11 protein-coding genes, 1 tRNA gene and 2 pseudogenes are annotated in these 12,943 nt (G+C 62.7%); 3 read left to right on the top strand and 11 right to left on the bottom strand.

Translation table 11 applies throughout. The annotated features are described in order from the left end of the window. Positions 1-11 precede the first annotated feature (11 nt). Positions 12-710 (bottom strand): 50S ribosomal protein L1, encoded by a 699-nt coding sequence (gene rplA, locus A9D60_RS05745; protein WP_065266713.1) that lies wholly within the window; start codon positions 708-710, stop codon positions 12-14. Position 711: 1 nt separating this feature from the next. Then, positions 712-1,137, bottom strand: coding sequence for a 50S ribosomal protein L11 (gene rplK, locus A9D60_RS05750; protein WP_039134872.1), 426 nt, complete (start codon positions 1,135-1,137; stop codon positions 712-714). Between the two features lie 253 nt (positions 1,138-1,390). Here rplK and A9D60_RS05755 point away from each other — a divergent pair, with 253 nt between their 5' ends. Continuing rightward, complete coding sequence (locus A9D60_RS05755) at positions 1,391-2,722, top strand: hypothetical protein (RefSeq protein ID WP_141117842.1); 1,332 nt, start codon at positions 1,391-1,393, stop codon at positions 2,720-2,722. Between the two features lie 154 nt (positions 2,723-2,876). Here A9D60_RS05755 and nusG read toward each other — a convergent pair whose 3' ends face one another. Together nusG and secE are read right to left on the bottom strand one after the other, a co-directional pair. Beyond that, positions 2,877-3,410 (bottom strand): transcription termination/antitermination protein NusG, encoded by a 534-nt coding sequence (gene nusG, locus A9D60_RS05760; RefSeq protein ID WP_039150217.1) that lies wholly within the window; start codon positions 3,408-3,410, stop codon positions 2,877-2,879. Positions 3,411-3,627: 217 nt separating this feature from the next. Continuing rightward, complete coding sequence (gene secE, locus A9D60_RS05765; protein ID WP_019298606.1) at positions 3,628-3,825, bottom strand: preprotein translocase subunit SecE; 198 nt, start codon at positions 3,823-3,825, stop codon at positions 3,628-3,630. Between the two features lie 225 nt (positions 3,826-4,050). Here secE and A9D60_RS05770 point away from each other — a divergent pair, with 225 nt between their 5' ends. Next, complete coding sequence (locus A9D60_RS05770) at positions 4,051-6,168, top strand: O-linked N-acetylglucosamine transferase, SPINDLY family protein (protein ID WP_065266715.1); 2,118 nt, start codon at positions 4,051-4,053, stop codon at positions 6,166-6,168. A gap of 59 nt (positions 6,169-6,227) precedes the next feature. On the opposite strand, the gene A9D60_RS05775 is transcribed toward A9D60_RS05770, so the two are convergent. Next, positions 6,228-6,303: transfer RNA gene (locus A9D60_RS05775), tRNA-Trp, on the bottom strand. 178 nt (positions 6,304-6,481) lie between these two features. Between A9D60_RS05775 and A9D60_RS05780 the strand changes: the two genes are divergently transcribed. Continuing rightward, positions 6,482-7,192, top strand: coding sequence for a lysophospholipid acyltransferase family protein (locus tag A9D60_RS05780; protein WP_065266716.1), 711 nt, complete (start codon positions 6,482-6,484; stop codon positions 7,190-7,192). Positions 7,193-7,228: 36 nt separating this feature from the next. Here A9D60_RS05780 and A9D60_RS05785 read toward each other — a convergent pair whose 3' ends face one another. The 6 genes and pseudogenes from A9D60_RS05785 to A9D60_RS05805 all read right to left on the bottom strand — a co-directional run bounded on the left by A9D60_RS05785 (position 7,229) and on the right by A9D60_RS05805 (position 12,934). Next, positions 7,229-7,918 carry an NYN domain-containing protein gene (locus A9D60_RS05785; protein WP_254656632.1) on the bottom strand — a complete coding sequence of 230 codons (690 nt, stop codon included), beginning with the start codon at positions 7,916-7,918 and terminating at the stop codon, positions 7,229-7,231. 138 nt (positions 7,919-8,056) lie between these two features. Continuing rightward, positions 8,057-8,311, bottom strand: a complete 255-nt coding sequence (locus A9D60_RS26510) for a hypothetical protein (protein ID WP_083194108.1) — start codon at positions 8,309-8,311, stop codon at positions 8,057-8,059. A 23-nt stretch (positions 8,312-8,334) separates the two neighbouring features. Continuing rightward, a pseudogene (tuf, locus tag A9D60_RS05790) lies at positions 8,335-9,482 on the bottom strand (elongation factor Tu); the annotation flags it as partial. A 1-nt stretch (position 9,483) separates the two neighbouring features. Continuing rightward, a pseudogene (locus tag A9D60_RS05795) lies at positions 9,484-9,732 on the bottom strand (GTP-binding protein); the annotation flags it as partial. Between the two features lie 125 nt (positions 9,733-9,857). After that, positions 9,858-10,457 (bottom strand): hypothetical protein, encoded by a 600-nt coding sequence (locus A9D60_RS05800; protein WP_065266719.1) that lies wholly within the window; start codon positions 10,455-10,457, stop codon positions 9,858-9,860. Between the two features lie 128 nt (positions 10,458-10,585). Continuing rightward, the gene (locus A9D60_RS05805; RefSeq protein ID WP_065266720.1) at positions 10,586-12,934 is read right to left on the bottom strand and encodes a DNA topoisomerase IV subunit A; all 2,349 of its coding nucleotides are present in this window, start codon (positions 12,932-12,934) and stop codon (positions 10,586-10,588) included. Positions 12,935-12,943 lie beyond the last annotated feature (9 nt).

Raw genomic sequence — 12,943 nt, forward strand, 5'->3', positions numbered from 1 at the left:
TGTACGCCCGATTACTCGGTGACAGCGTTGTCCACGTCAACCGTGATGCCCGGACCCATGGTCGAGGACAGGTTGATCTTTTTCATGTAGGCACCTTTGGCGCCGGTCGGCTTGGCTTTGGCCACGGCCGACACGAAGGCACGGACGTTCTCGACCAGCTTGGCTTCGTCGAAGGACGCTTTGCCGACGCCGGCATGCACAACGCCGCCTTTTTCCGCTTTGAACTGGACTTCGCCGCCCTTGGCTGCTTCCACGGCCGCTTTCACGTCCATGGTCACGGTGCCGACTTTCGGGTTCGGCATCAGGTTGCGCGGGCCCAGGATTTTGCCCAGACGGCCGACGACCGGCATCATGTCCGGGGTGGCGATGCAGCGGTCAAAGTCGATCTTGCCGCCCTGGATCGCTTCCATCAGGTCTTCGGCGCCAACGATGTCTGCACCGGCTGCGGTGGCTTCGTCAGCCTTGGGGCCGCGGGCGAACACAGCAACGCGCATGGCTTTGCCGGTGCCGTTCGGCAGGCCGACCACGCCGCGGACCATCTGGTCTGCGTGGCGGGTGTCAACGCCCAGGTTCAGAGCGATCTCGACGGTTTCGTCGAATTTCGAGGTTGCGTTGGCTTTCACCAGGGCAACAGCTTCTTCCACGGACAGGTTTTCTTTGCCTGCGAAAGCTTCGCGCGCGGCGCGGGTGCGTTTACCGAGCTTTGCCATCTTACTTCACCTCGATGCCCATGGAGCGGGCGGAGCCCAGGATGATCTGCATTGCCGCGTCGATGTCGTTGGCGTTCAGATCTTTCATCTTGGCTTCGGCGATTTCTTTCACCTGGGCCACGGACACGGTGCCGACGGTTTCGCGCGACGGGTTGTTCGCGCCGGATTTCACCTTGGCCGCCTTCTTCAGGTAGTAAGACGCGGGCGGCGTCTTGATGTCCATGGTGAAGGACTTGTCCTGATAGTAGGTGATCACGGTCGGGCACGGCGCGCCGGGCTCCATGTCTGCGGTCTTGGCGTTGAACGCCTTGCAGAATTCCATGATGTTGATGCCGCGCTGACCCAGGGCCGGGCCGACGGGCGGAGAGGGGTTTGCCTGACCTGCAGGAACCTGCAGCTTCATCGAACCAACAAGCTTCTTAGCCATTTGGTTTTCCTTTCAACGAGGACAGGACGCGTCCTGCCCGGAGAATGTTGCGTGGTCGGATTTCAGGATCGCGATCCGTCCATCTCCCACGAGAGAATCTCGCCCGAAGACGATAGAGGCGGCGTTTACAGGGGAATGCGGGGGTTGGCAAGCGGACAGGGACAGAAAGCTGCAAGCTTGGATTCTGCACCCTCATATGTGAGATTTACGGCGCATTCAAACCTAACAGACTTCATATTTACGGAGCTTTGAAGTGATTGATATGAATATCGTGGTGCCGAACAGCTCCCAAAAGTCCTTTAAAATTCTAAAATCTCATCTCGGCAGTCTAGCCGACATAAATGACCGCTTCATCAAATGTGACAAAACCAAAGCCGTTCTAGAAGAGCTCAGCCTGGCGGAAGACATCCATGAAGAATACCTTCTGCAGGACCTCATGACCTTCGCCTATTCAGCAAAAGATCTGAGATCGGGCCATGAAGCTGACGATGTTGTCTGGAACCGCCAAAGGGCTGACTGTTTTCGCCGGATAGGGTTTGACCAAGCAGCAAATGTTTTTCAGGACTATGTGGATCTGGCGGTTCGCGTTTCTGAAAGCGAAACTGACTACCCGGATTTATCGACGGAGAATCTAGCTGGACTTCAACCTGAACTGGATGCGCTTCACGTCCGTATGACTGCCGCCGCCGCTGAGATCCCGCTTGATCTAATGGTACCTTCTGCGATCAAATCTTATGGCATTCAGCTCCTGCCTCACAAGGAGGCCATCAGTTATTGGATCAGCCTTTTGACCCAATCCGATGCCTACCAAGAGGCACTTTCTGCTGCCCAATCCGGCAAAGCCTTCGGCAATGGTTTTGCCCCTGAGCAAGTTAGAGAACTTGAAAAACAGGGGGTGCTTTGGTGCTTTTACCTTTTCGAGTTTCAAACCGAAGATGGTCAAAACTCACCGCGGCAGCTATGGCAAACCAACAAGGGAACTCTGACCACTCCCTATCCCCCCCGAAGCCCTGATGGCATTGTAGAGGTAGAAGCTTGGCCTTCTTGCGCATTGTTTGCATCCCTTCCTGGCAAGAAAAACATGGATGCTTCAAGGGCAGCAAACCAAGAGAACATTGCAAAATTTGTTGACGCTGGCAAACGCACTTCCTTCGCCTACCAATCGGGGCCGCTGCAAGGGGCGCAAGAAATTCCTGTCATCGGCCCCCTTTTGCAAATCATAACACTGGCGCTCAAGCCACGCGCGAACTTCAGGTTCTTCAGAGGGCTTGCTCAGCAGGGGGTGAAGAGCAGCTTGATCCTACGCCATTTCGGCCGGGCAGTTCTCTGGGCTGCCTTTCTCTGCGTTTTGAGTGCATCAGACGTATCGCGATCCATCTTTAGGGACATGGCTGCAGGCATCGGGTCCTGGAGCGACATCGCATTTCTTGTTGGCTTATTGATAGGGGCTGCTCTTTTGTGCCAGGCAGTTCCAACCGCCCTTGGATTGATCATCGGATCATTTGACCGCCGCAGCGGGCGCATCAGATGGAATTCCAATCTGCCCAACACCGGACATGAGAACTTCATAACCCGGTCTGGCTGACTTAGGTGACAAACTACGGCGTTTCTCTGTCTCGTCGAGAACTCCACCAGACTGGAACAAGCATCAGGGAACTCCCCGAAATACAAAAACGCCGCGGTGCAAATGCAACGCGGCGCTTCGAATTCCGTAGGCGGACAATCTGCCCACACCCCAATCACCCCTGCTTGGTCACCTGGGTGAAGTCCAGCTCCACCGGGGTCTCGCGGCCGAAAATCGACACGGTGACCTTGAGCTTCTGGTTGTCCTCGTCGACCTCTTCGACCATGCCGTCGAAATCCTCGAACGGGCCGTCGTTCACTTTGACCTTCTCGCCCACCTCATAGTGGATCAGGGTGCGCGGCGCCTCGACGCCTTCCTCGACGCGGCCCAGGATGCCCTGCACCTCTGCGTCGCGCATCGGCATCGGGCGGCCTTGCGGGCCCAGGAAGCCGGTGACGCGGTTGATCGAGGAAATCAGGTGATAGCCGCGGTCGGACATTTCCATGTGCACCAGCACGTAGCCGGGCATGAAGCGGCGCTCGGTCGAGACCTTCTTGCCGCGGCGGATCTCGATCACCTCTTCGGTGGGGACCAGAACCTCGTCGATCTCGTCCTCAAGGCCCTGTTCTGCGACCGAGGTGCGGATCTGCTCTGCGATTTTCTTTTCGAAGTTCGAAAGAACGCTGACCGAATACCACCGTTTCGCCATGAACCGTTGTCCTTGTTCTGCCGGGCGGGCCACTTGCCGCGCCGCTGCCTGTTCATTCCGCTGCAGCCCCGGGGCTGCGCTCTCCAACAAAAAGCGGCGTGCAAACCGAATCGCTGCACGCCCGCCTCAATAATTCCTGCTCAGGTACCGCCCATCGCTGCCAAGATCAAGTGCAGCGCAGCAATTGCGGCCCCAAAGCCCAAGTACCGCTGCGGACTTAGCCGAACATCCCCAGAAGCCCTTGCAGGCCAAAGCGGATCAGCAGGTCCACCAGCGCAAAGAACAGCGCCGTCAGCGCCGCCATGATGAACACCATGACCGTGGTCAGCAGCACTTCGCGGCGGGTCGGCCAAACGACCTTGGAGACTTCGGCGCGGACCTGCTGGATGAACTGAACGGGGTTGATAGTTGCCATACTGGGGGTGTCTCTCTGCTAGCAGTCAGGGCGATGTAACCGGAGCGGCCCGTGAATTCAAGCCCTGCGGCCCTCCTGCCCGGCCCGTTGCGGCTGTTGCGCAGGCAGCGAACGCCGAGTCAATCCAATTTTAATCCACTACTGGCAAAATTGACTCCAGAGGTTCCCTGCGGCCCATCGCGCCGCCCGGGGGCCGGACCGTGTGAATTATTGAGATCGGAAGCCATGACACCTGCCAATTCCCTGTCCGAGGCCGAACAGTTCGAACGCGACGCCAAGTTTGAAGATGCCGCCATGGCCTATGCCGGCATCCTGTCCCGCAATCCCCGCAACAAACGCGCGCAATCGGCGCTGGAGGGGTTGCGCAAACGGCTGGACTCGCAGACCGACCCGTCGCCGGTGCATCAGGCCGGGCTGGAGGAGGCGCTGGCCGGGGGCCGCCATTTCGAAGCCGCCGAAAGCTGCGGCGCGCTGCTCAAGACCTTCCGCGAATCGCATTTCCTGTGGGACTTCCTGGGCCGCTGCCATCTGGCCGCCGGCCATCTGGACAATGCCGCCACATGCCTGAACAAGGCGCTTGGGATCAATCCCCGTGCCGCCGGCACTTATGCCGCCATGGGCCGGGTGAAGGCTGCCCGCGGCGAGCTGGACAATGCCATGGCGCTGTTTGACAAGGCGCTGATGCTGACAGCCGGCTGCCTGCAGGCGCTGCACGGCAAGGCAGAGGTGCTGATCAAGCAGGGACGCAGTCAGAAGGCCGCAACCATGCTGCGCAAGGCGGTGAAGCTTGCACCGCATGACGCCGCCCTGCATGTCACGCTGGCGGGCCTGCTGAACCAGCAAGGCGCCGCTGAAGATGCCAAGGAACACTACACCCAGGCCGTCCGCCTGAACCCCGCCCTGACGGAGGCGCGGTATCAGCTGGGCCTGCTGTTGAAGGCCGAGGGCGCCTTTGCCGCCGCCCTGCCCTGTTTCGACAAGGTGCTGAAGGCCAATCCCTCAGACGACCGCGCCCGCACCCAGCGGCTGCATGTGCTGGCAGAGCTGTGCGACTGGAAATGGCTGCCGGAATACAGCGACCACCGCCGCCAGCTGGGCCTGCGCGGCAGCGGCTGCGACCCCAGCGCCCTGATGCTGATGGAGGACAATCCCGACCTGCTGCGCGCCCGCGCCCAGTCTTATGCCAGCGACTTGTTCGGCACGACAGAGCTGAACAGCACCCCGCCTGCCGGCCAGCGGCCTGAGCGGCTGCGGATCGGTTATTTCTTCGCCGCCCGCGACGCAGAGACGGTGCTGAACCAGCACGGCGGCATGCTTGCCGCCCACGACCCGGCCCGGTTCGACATCCGCATCTATGCCATCGGCGCCAGCCTGCCGGAGAACGCGGCGCAGGAATTCAGCGGTCTCAAGGTTCTGGACGCCAGCGCCCCGGATCAGATGGCAGCGGCGGTGAAGGCAGACCAGCTCGACGCCGCGGTGGATCTCTCCGGCTACTCCGGCGGCGGTGCGCTGCCGCTGTTTGCCGCCCGCCTGGCACCGCTGCACATCCTGTTCCCCGGCTACCCCGGCACCATGGGCACCGCCGCCTATGACTACCTGATCAGCGATGAGGCCGCCTGCCCGCCCGGCAGCGAACGCTACCACAACGAGCACCTGCTGCGTCTTGCAGATGGCCATCAGGCCGTGGCACTTGCAGCACCCACCCCCGCCCCGGACCGCGCTGCCTGCGGCCTGCCCGCGCAAGGGTTCGTGTTCTGCAGCTTTGCCAGCGGCAGCCATATCACACCGCAGGAATTCGATATCTGGATGCGCTTGCTGCAAGGCGCCCCGGACAGTGTGCTGTGGCTGGCGGACAACGGCGAGCACGCCGTGTCGAACCTGCGCCGCGCCGCCGCTGCGCGCGGCGTCGATCCGGACCGCCTGGTCTTTGCCCCCGCCGCCGCCCGCGATGATCACCTGGCCCGTCTGCCGCTGGCGGATCTGGCCCTGGACAGCTTCACCGTCAATGCCGCCGCCGCGGCACGCGACGCCCTATCCGCCGGCGTGCCGGTCCTCACCCTGCCCGGCCAGCAATCCGCCGCCCGCACCTCCGCCAGCCTGCTGCAAGCGGCCGGTCTGCCGGAGATGATTGCCGAAAGCCCCCAGGACTATGAGGCCAAGGCCGCGGAATTGGCGGCAGACATCACAGCCGCCGCCAGCCTGCGCGGCAAGCTCCGCGCCCAGCAGAAAACCGCGGCGCTGTTCAGCCCTGAACGGCTGGCCCGGCAGGTGGAAGCGGCCTATGACGCGGCCTGTGCGCGGCAGCAGCAGGGGCTGGCGCCGGCCCATCTGGATCTGGAGTGACCAGGCACGCCAAACGGCCTGCCCGAAAGGGCAGTGCTGGACCGGCAATGTGCGGGAAATGGCAGGGGCAGCAGGGTTCGAACCCGCGACCTACGGTTTTGGAGACCGTCGCTCTACCAACTGAGCTATACCCCTGTGGTGCGGCATGTCCTACGGCAGGCGCGCTGCGGAGGCAAGAGGGAAAAGCGCATTTTCTTGCGCCGCCCGGACGCTTTGCCGCCACCGGGCTTTGCCCCGGCGCAGCCATGCAGTATGACGGGGCAAATGCCGGGGCCAAGCCCCTGTGCCCCCAGCAGGAATGAGCCCTAGCCCCGTGAGCCTCAGAAAGAAAATCGCCGACAGCCCAAAGGTCAACCGCGCCGTCGAGGGGCTGTTCGCAGCCTACGTGCGATTCGCCTTCCGCACCTCCCGCTGGACCCGGAGCGGGTTCGAGGAGATGGACGCCTGCGTGCGCCGCGGCGAGCCGGTGATTTTCGTGCTCTGGCACCAGCGGCTGATCATGGCGCCCTATCTGTTCGACACCTCGCTGGGCCGCATCTGCGCGCTGACCTCTGCCGCCCGCGCCGGGCGGTTGGCGGGGCAGATCCTGGTGCGTCTGGGCTTTGAGACCATCCCGATGTCGAGCCACAAGCGCCACGTCGCCCTGTCGCGCGAGGTGCTGCGCCGCACCAAGGACGGCTGCTCCATCGGCATCGCCGCCGACGGCCCGCGCGGGCCTGCGCGGGTCTCGTCCACCGTGCCGGTGGTCTGGGCCCGGATGACCGGCTGCCGGGTGTTCACCGTCGCGTTTGCCGAGAAGAAGGTGATGAAGCTGCCGACCTGGGACCAGCAGATGCTGCCGCTGCCGTTTTCGCGCGGCGTGCTGATGTGCCGGGAGTGGACGGACGAGGTGCCGAAGAAGCCGAGCGATGAGCAGGTTGAGGAGTTGCGGCTGAGCCTGGAGGCGTCACTGGATGCCATAACGGACGCGGCGGATGCGGCAGCCGGGCGCGGCAGTGAGGATACGAAGACGCGGGCGGGTTAAACTGGCGTCCAGGCAGTTCAACCCGCCCCTTCCTTTTCAGGTCTTTCGCACACGGTCCAGATTCAGCTGCAGCCTGCCCCCCCGGTACCCGCCCCGCACAACCCGGTCCGGCCCGGTTTCGGCTGGAAAGTCTTCCGCCCAGTCCCGGAACCTGTCCCGCGAAACAACGATTCCGCTGCTGTCCCGCGCCAGCCCGAGAATAAAGGGATCTGCCGGCCGGCCTTTTGGCACGACATGCGCATGGCGGCGGGAAAGACCAAGGCGCCTGGCAAAGCCCGGGCCGTCGACATAGCGGTCCTCGACCAGATAGCCGGCGTTGGCATCAAAGATCACACAAGGCGTGTAACCGGACGCTTTCAGCATATGGATCGCATCCCGGACCGGGTCCAGCGATAGCGCGTTGTCCTTCCAGTACAAAAGGTTGGAGCCGTCAATAATGGCGAGCGGTTTACGGGCGGTTCTGACCGGCCGCTTACGTTTGGCGGCAGGCCGGTCCGGCTTTTCCGGCTTGCGCAGAAACAGCAGGACACAAAGCAAACCGGTGAGAAAGAGGAGAAAGAGAAATTCAGGCATAGGGAGATCAATTTCGGAACTGATCTGCTTTTGCAAGATGAGAGGCCGGATTAAAAGCCCCTCCGGTTCACATCTCTGCCCTGCGACAGTCTTGCCGGTTGCTCCAGTTATCTGCCGCCCGGACTGCCCAGCATTCGGGCCGTGCCCGGCCACAGGCCGGTCCCTGCCCTGTTCAGGCGTTGGCGCATAGAAAAAGGGCCTCCCGAGGGAGGCCCTTTCGCAGAACATTACCGTGTGGACTCTCAGCGGTTTTCTAACGAAAACCGCCTGCCGCCCACCGTTTCAAAATCATTATTCAATGATTTTGGAAACAACGCCGGCGCCGACGGTGCGGCCGCCTTCGCGGATGGCGAAGCGCAGGCCGTCTTCCATCGCGATCGGCGCGATCAGCTCAACCGCGAACTTCAGGTTGTCGCCCGGCATCACCATCTCGGTGCCTTCCGGCAGGGTCACGGTGCCGGTCACGTCGGTGGTGCGGAAGTAGAACTGCGGACGGTAGTTCGCGAAGAACGGGGTGTGGCGGCCGCCTTCTTCCTTGGTCAGGATGTAGGCTTCGGCTTCGAACTTGNGCGCCGACGGTGCGGCCGCCTTCGCGGATGGCGAAGCGCAGGCCGTCTTCCATCGCGATCGGCGCGATCAGCTCAACCGCGAACTTCAGGTTGTCGCCCGGCATCACCATCTCGGTGCCTTCCGGCAGGGTCACGGTGCCGGTCACGTCGGTGGTGCGGAAGTAGAACTGCGGACGGTAGTTCGCGAAGAACGGGGTGTGGCGGCCGCCTTCTTCCTTGGTCAGGATGTAGGCTTCGGCTTCGAACTTGGTGTGCGGGGTCACGGAACCCGGCTTGCACAGCACCTGGCCGCGCTCGACGGATTCACGGTCCACACCGCGCAGCAGGGCGCCGATGTTGTCGCCGGCTTCACCGCGGTCCAGCAGCTTGCGGAACATTTCCACGCCGGTGCAGGTGGTTTTCGAAGTGTCTTTGATGCCGACGATTTCGATCTCGTCGCCAACGTTGATCACACCGCGCTCGACACGGCCGGTCACAACGGTGCCGCGGCCGGAGATCGAGAACACGTCTTCGATCGGCATCAGGAACGGCTGGTCAACCGCGCGCTCGGGGGTCGGGATGTACTCGTCCACGGCCGCCATCAGCTCTTTGATCTTCTCTTCGCCGATTTCCGGGTCGCGGCCTTCCATCGCCGCCAGGGCGGAACCTGCGATGATCGGGATATCGTCGCCCGGGAACTCGTAGGAGGACAGCAGCTCGCGGATTTCCATTTCGACGAGCTCCAGCAGCTCTTCGTCGTCGACCTGGTCAACCTTGTTCATGAASACGACCAGSGCRGGMACGCCAACCTGRCGCGCCAGCAGGATGTGCTCGCGGGTCTGSGGCATCGGGCCGTCRGCMGCGTTCACAACCAGGATCGCGCCGTCCATCTGGGCCGCGCCGGTGATCATGTTCTTGACGTAGTCGGCGTGGCCGGGGCAGTCGACGTGCGCATAGTGGCGCGCTTCGGTTTCATACTCGACGTGCGCGGTCGAGATGGTGATGCCGCGGGCTTTTTCTTCCGGTGCGCCGTCGATCTGGTCGTAGGCTTTGAAGTCACCGAAGTATTTGGTGATAGCCGCGGTCAGAGTGGTCTTGCCGTGGTCAACGTGGCCAACGGTGCCGATGTTGACGTGCGGTTTATTACGTTCAAACTTTTCCTTAGCCATNGTAGTCGGCGTGGCCGGGGCAGTCGACGTGCGCATAGTGGCGCGCTTCGGTTTCATACTCGACGTGCGCGGTCGAGATGGTGATGCCGCGGGCTTTTTCTTCCGGTGCGCCGTCGATCTGGTCGTAGGCTTTGAAGTCACCGAAGTATTTGGTGATAGCCGCGGTCAGAGTGGTCTTGCCGTGGTCAACGTGGCCAACGGTGCCGATGTTGACGTGCGGTTTATTACGTTCAAACTTTTCCTTAGCCATTGCTTAGGCGCCCTTTTGAAATGAGGGGTCGCTTGCCGACCCGGTTTCCTCTGCGCCGGCGGATTATTTGGTTTGCCGGCAAAAATCAACCCGTTCCTGCTTGACAGGGGCGGTTTTCGCAAGGCTCAGCCAGCCGGTTGCGTCTCTGCCGCAGCCGCGCCTGCGCCGGCGCTGGATTCCGCCGCCGCGCGCGGAGCAAACCAGCCTTCCGCTTCATGCTGCTCGGCCATCCATTCCTCGACCTTGTCGGCGATATTGATGGCGAGGCCCTGGATCTGCTCCTGCTTGGTGCGGGCATGGCCGGAGCCCAGCACCGCGCTTTCGCCGGTGGTGCTTTCGAAGATTTCCATCTGGTGCTTCTTGGCGAGGAATTTCTCTTGCGCCACGTCATAGACAAAGACGTTCACCACCACCGCGCTCTTGGGGGAAAACAGCACCGGCACGCCGGGGGGGGCCAGCATGAAACCTTCGAGCGTCACTGCGACGTCGTACTCCTGGGCGCCCTGGTAGCGGCGCAGGCGGGTGTTCAGCGCGTTTTCGATCGGCGCAGTCCATTCGCTGTGGTCGGCGTTGCGCGACAGCGGCCATTGCAGCGCCTTCTCGGTATAGACGTGGGTCACGCGGGCCTGGAAGGCGCCCAGATCCTCCGGCGCCTCGTTCAGCTGGGTTTCGCCGCAGGCGGTGAGCAGGGCCAGCGCAGCCAGCGCGGCAGAAATGCGGATCATGGAAATCCCCCAAGAAAAGTCGGTCCCGCCCAGATAGCCGGGGGCGGCGGGCGGGGTAAAGACCCGGAAACAGCAACCCCCGCGCGGGTGGCGCGGGGGGCACAGGCAGGCGGCAGGTTTCTGCTGCCTTACTTGAACTTGTAGTTGCGCGGGAAACCGTGCGGCGGGCGCTTGCCGACTCCGGCGCGCTTGCCGAGCCACTGGGTGAGGTCGGCCTCGTGGCGGGTCTTGCCGCCGCCCATTTCCCAGCGCAGGCCGTCATCCCAATTGAAGGTGGTGATGTCGGAAAGGCCGCCGTCCAGTTCCAGCGAACCCTGCTTGCCGCGGGCCATGTTGTATTTCTGCAGCCGCACGCCTTTGCCGCGGGTGAGCTCGGGCATTTCCTCGACCGCGAACACCAGGAACTTGCCGTTCTCGGAGACGATGGCGACGTGGTCGCCCTCCACCGGGATGCAGATCTTGGCGCGGTCGTCGTCCTTGACGTTCAGCACCTGCTTGCCGCTGCGGGTCTGGGCGACGATTTCCTTTTCGGCGCAGATGAAGCCGTTGCCCGCATCGGAGGCGACCAGAAGGCGGCCTTCAGGGTTGTGGATCATCAGATCGACGATCTCTGCCTCGTTCGGCAGATCGACCATCAGGCGCAGCGGTTCGCCCATGCCGCGGCCGCCGGGGAGGTTGGCCGCCGACAGCGTGTAGAAACGGCCGTTGGAGCCGAACACCAGAAGGCGGTCGGTGGTTTCCGCGTGGAAGATGAAGCGCGGGCCGTCGCCGTCCTTGAACTTCAGCTCGCGGTTCAGGTCGATGTGGCCGGTCATCGCGCGGATCCAGCCCATCTGGGAGCAGACCACGGTGATCGGCTCGCGGTCGATCATCGCTTCCAGCGGCACGTCTTCCACTTCGCCAGCCTCGGCAAACAGGGTGCGGCGGGCACCGCCCGCATAGTCCTTGCCGAACTGCTTCTTGGTTTCCTTCAGCTGCTCGGAGATGCGGGACCATTGCAGGTCTTCGGAGGCCAGCAGTTTGACCAGCCCGGCGCGCTCTTCGCGCAGGGCGTCGCGTTCGCGGACCAGTTCGATTTCTTCCAGCTTGCGCAAAGACCGCAGGCGCATGTTGAGGATGGCCTCGGCCTGCACCTCTGTCAGTTCGCCTGTACCGGGCGCCGGAGTGACATACTCGGCCTCGGTGAAGGCGCGGGGGTGGTCCTTGCTCCAGTCCTCGCGGATCAGGGCGGCCTTCGGGTCCTCGTCATAGCGGATGATGTCGATCACCCGGTCGAGGTTCAGAAAGGCGATGATGAAGCCTTCGAGCACCTCCAGCCGGTGGTCGATCTTTTCCATCCGGTGGCGCGAGCGGCGCTGCAGCACGTCACGGCGGTGGTCGAGGAAGGCGCGCAGCACCTCCTTCATCGAGCAGACCTTGGGGGTCACACCGTCGATCAGCACGTTCATGTTCAGGCTGAAGCGGATTTCCAGGTCCGAGTTGCGGAACATCATGTTCATCAGAACCTCGGGGTCCACGTTCTTGGACTTGGGTTCCAGGATGATGCGGATGTCGTCCGCCGATTCGTCTCGCACATCGGCGAGGATCGGCACCTTTTTGGTCTGGATCAGCTCGGCGATCTTCTCGATCAGCTTGGACTTCTGGACCTGATAGGGAATCTCGGTGACGACGATCTGCCACTGGCCGCGGCCCAGGTCCTCGACCTCGTGCTTGCAGCGCAGGCGGAAGGAGCCGCGGCCGGTGCTGTAGGCCTTGGCGATGTTTTCCTTGGGTTCGACGATGATGCCGCCGGTCGGGAAATCGGGGCCGGGCACATAATTAAGCAGGGTGTCGTCGCGCGCATCCGGCGTGCGGATCAGATGCAGGCAGGCATCGATCAGCTCGGCAATGTTGTGCGGCGGGATGTTGGTCGCCATGCCGACCGCGATGCCGGCGGCGCCGTTGGCCAGGATATTCGGGAAGGTCGCGGGCAGCACGGCCGGCTCAGTGAGGCGGCCGTCGTAGTTGTCGCGGAAATCGACCGAATCCTCGTTGAGGCCTTCCAGCATCGCCTCGGCCACGAAGGTCATCCGCGCCTCGGTGTAGCGGGAGGCCGCCGGGTTGTCGCCGTCGATGTTGCCGAAGTTGCCCTGGCCGTCGACCAGCGGGTAGCGGACGTTGAAGTCCTGCGCCAGGCGCGCCATCGCGTCATAGATCGCGGCGTCGCCGTGGGGGTGGAAGTCGCCCATGGTGTCGCCGGAAATCTTGGCGGACTTCAGGAACCCGCCGGTGGAGCTGAGGCGCAGGCGGTTCATCGCATAGAGAATGCGCCGGTGCACCGGTTTCAGCCCGTCACGCGCGTCGGGCAGCGCCCGGTGCATGATGGTGCTGAGCGCATAGGTCAGATAGCGCTCGCCAATGGCGCGGCGCAGCGGTTCCAGGATTTCACCCTGTTCAGGGGCAGACGGCATGTCGGGATCTTCTACCAGGTCGGTCATGAAATTGTG

The sequence above is a fragment of the Leisingera sp. JC1 genome, assembly GCF_001679925.1.
Classification (GTDB): domain Bacteria; phylum Pseudomonadota; class Alphaproteobacteria; order Rhodobacterales; family Rhodobacteraceae; genus Leisingera.

Coding starts and splice junctions, on each gene's coding strand:
- rplA (WP_065266713.1), bottom strand. CDS start 710: ATGGCAAAGCTCGGTAAACGCACCCGCGCCGCGCGCGAAGCTTTCGCA.
- rplK (WP_039134872.1), bottom strand. CDS start 1,137: ATGGCTAAGAAGCTTGTTGGTTCGATGAAGCTGCAGGTTCCTGCAGGT.
- nusG (WP_039150217.1), bottom strand. CDS start 3,410: ATGGCGAAACGGTGGTATTCGGTCAGCGTTCTTTCGAACTTCGAAAAG.
- secE (WP_019298606.1), bottom strand. CDS start 3,825: ATGGCAACTATCAACCCCGTTCAGTTCATCCAGCAGGTCCGCGCCGAA.
- A9D60_RS05770 (WP_065266715.1), top strand. CDS start 4,051: ATGACACCTGCCAATTCCCTGTCCGAGGCCGAACAGTTCGAACGCGAC.
- A9D60_RS05800 (WP_065266719.1), bottom strand. CDS start 10,457: ATGATCCGCATTTCTGCCGCGCTGGCTGCGCTGGCCCTGCTCACCGCC.
- A9D60_RS05805 (WP_065266720.1), bottom strand. CDS start 12,934: ATGACCGACCTGGTAGAAGATCCCGACATGCCGTCTGCCCCTGAACAG.